This is a genomic window from Sphingomonas sp. Leaf25 (assembly GCF_001421635.1).
Classification (GTDB): domain Bacteria; phylum Pseudomonadota; class Alphaproteobacteria; order Sphingomonadales; family Sphingomonadaceae; genus Sphingomonas.
The window spans coordinates 1-2,732 of record NZ_LMKU01000017.1 but is presented as its reverse complement, the minus strand read 5'-3'; the positions used below and the strand labels follow the sequence as shown (position 1 = coordinate 2,732).

Annotated in this window: 3 protein-coding genes; all 3 read left to right on the top strand. The window is 61.4% G+C overall.

Features of this window, described 5'->3' with window-relative positions:
• A partial coding sequence (locus ASE78_RS07705; RefSeq protein ID WP_156351346.1) for a Crp/Fnr family transcriptional regulator occupies positions 1–604 on the top strand: 604 nt, incomplete at its 5' end.
• 223 nt (positions 605–827) lie between these two features.
• On the top strand, positions 828–1,988 hold the full coding sequence (locus tag ASE78_RS07700) for an IS30 family transposase (protein WP_056495394.1): 1,161 nt from the start codon (positions 828–830) through the stop codon (positions 1,986–1,988).
• Positions 1,989–2,208: 220 nt separating this feature from the next.
• Positions 2,209–2,732 (top strand): P-loop NTPase fold protein (locus tag ASE78_RS07695; protein ID WP_200911016.1); only part of this gene is annotated, 524 nt, incomplete at its 3' end.

Below are 2,732 nucleotides of genomic sequence, written 5' to 3'. Positions count from 1 at the left end.
CTTGCTCATTACCGATGCTCCTACTCACAAGTGGGAGCCTCCAGGAAACCCGGGACGCTTCACTGCGATACTCGACTCACTCGAGGGCGACCGCCGCTACGCGGTCGCGCTGGTCGGAAGCGAGGGGTTCATTGGTTGGCAGTTGCTACTTGGCAACAAGCGCTGGTCGCATGACGTGGTGATGCGGGCCGAACACGGCACGGCTATGAGGCTGTCGGCCACAGCATTGCACAGGATACTGGTCGAACGTCCAGAGATCCGAACCGTCCTGCTCCGCTTCGTCGACGTGGTCATGACCCAGATGTCCAGGACGATCGTCTCGTCGCTCGCGCATTCGATCGAGCGGCGGATGGCGCGATGGATCCTGCTCTATCACGACCGGGTACGCGAGGACGACATCTGCATGACGCACGAGGAGTTCAGGCTCATGCTCGGCGTCCGCCGCAGCAGCGTGACCGACGCACTCCACAAGCTCGAAGAGGATGAGGCTGTTCGCTCCGTGCGTGGGCGCGTCATCGTGCGTGACCGGGATCGGCTGCTGCGCCTAGCTGGTGACACCTACGGGTTCGCTGAGGCGGAATACCGACGCCTACTAAGCCTCTAATCAAATTGAATTTGCTGACGTTCGCCCCCCGGGGGACCGTATATATAGCTTGAAACCACTCAAATTTCGCCGACCTGCCCCGACCGGTAAGATTGGACGCTCAATCAAAATGAACGAATGGCCGAAATTGGGGTAGGGTAGATACGTCGCGAATGTCCGGATGTGGGGGTGGGTTCAACGGGTGGTCGCAACACTTCATTCTTTGAGGAGAAGGAGTGTGGGGATGAAGCAGCGTCAGCGGATTTACTACTCGGCGTCACAGCGATCGGAGATCTGGGACCGGTGGCAGCGCGGGGAGTCGATGAGTTCGATCGGCCGCCGGTTTGATCGGCAGTCATCCTCGATTTTCTCGGTGCTGTCGCCTTCGGGTGGCATTCGTCCTGCGGAGCGCAGGCGGTCGGGACGAGCCCTCAGCCTGAGCGAGCGCGAGGAGATATCGAGAGGTCTTGTCGCCGGCCGCTCGCTCAGAGCGATCGCAGCCCAGCTTGGTCGGGCGCCTTCTACGATCAGCCGCGAGGTCGGGCGGGGTGGCGGTCGGGATCGGTATCGCGGGACCGTCTCGGATCAGGCAGCGTGGGACCGCGCGCTGCGCCCCAAACCGTGCAAGCTGGCTTGCCATCCCGGCTTGCGCCGAACAGTATCGCGCAAGCTACGCCGCAGCTGGTCGCCCGAGCAGATCGCCGGCTGGCTCAAGCGCAGCTTTCCGGACGAAGAGCAGCACCGCGTGTCACACGAGACGATCTATAAAAGCCTGTTCATCCAGGCGCGTGGCGTCCTGAAGAAAGAGCTGTTCGAGCATCTGCGGGCGAAGCGCACGATCCGCCGCTCGCGCCACGCCAGCCTGAAGCGCGGCGGGCTTGGCCGGATCAAGGATGCGATATCGATCAGCGAACGGCCGGCTTCAGTCGAGGACCGTGCCGTGCCCGGACATTGGGAAGGCGATCTCATCTCGGGCGCGCGAAACAGCCATATCGTGACGCTGGTCGAACGCCAGTCACGCTACGTGATCCTGGCCAAGGTGGCGAACAAGGAGACCGCCAGCGTCGTCACGGCCCTGATCAAGCAAGCGCGCAAGCTGCCCCGCGAGCTCTATCAGTCGCTGACCTGGGATCGCGGCAAGGAGCTTGCCGATCACCAGCGCTTCACCCTGGCGACCGAGGTCGACGTCTATTTTTGTGATCCCCAAAGCCCGTGGCAGCGCGGTACCAACGAAAACACCAATCGCCTGCTGCGCCAATATCTGCCCAAGGGGACCGATCTCTCCCTGCACAGTCAGGCCAAACTCAGCGCCATCGCCCGCCAACTCAATGAGCGCCCCAGAAAGACCTTGATGTATCAGACGCCGGCTGAAATGTTCGCAGAGCGTGTTGCGACCACCCGTTGAACCCACCGGTCTTCGCGGCCGGAAGATGCCGGACGGCTTCCGACCCACTCAAGCCGTTCCCGGCCTACGTGCGAACGGCCGCTCCTGCCGAAACCTCCCGTTCACCTTCCATTGAGCGGTCTGGCAGGAGCGCCCTCAGAAACGGCCGCGGCGCTCAAGTGATCTTGACCTAAAGTTCCACGGGTGGAAACATAGGTGGAACGGTGGGGAATTTACTTCGATGTGGTCTGACAACGAAACGTTACGTGACCTAGTAAATTTCTCACATGTCGCTGAAATTGCTGCAGAGCGAATAGTCGGTGCCAAGGGGGAGCCCATTTCTCTTGGAATTTCTGGGGACTGGGGCGTCGGGAAATCCTCGATGATGAAGCTCCTACGCACGTCGCTCGAAGCGCGTGACGACGTCGATATCCGCTTCGTTGAATTCAACGCGTGGCTATATCAGAGCTATGACGACGCCCGCGCCGCGCTCATGGAGACGATCACAGCAACCGTCGTCGAACAGGCGGTCGAGAAGAAGGACACGCTGTCCGCCACCGCTCGAAAACGAGCGGCAAGCCTGTTCGGACGTGTAAAGAAGCTGCGCCTTCTCGGCATCGCCGGCTCCGCACTGTTCGACTACATGACGCAAGGGCAGATCACACCGTGGGTGGCAGGCGGGATGGCCACCATGGGCGGCCTGAGAGGTGGCTCGGTTCATCTGAACAGCTCGACGCGATTGCTAAGTGGAGCGTCCGCCGGTTT

Excerpts from the sequence above, each read along its gene's own strand:
- ASE78_RS07700 (WP_056495394.1), top strand. The coding sequence starts at position 828 with ATGAAGCAGCGTCAGCGGATTTACTACTCGGCGTCACAGCGATCGGAG.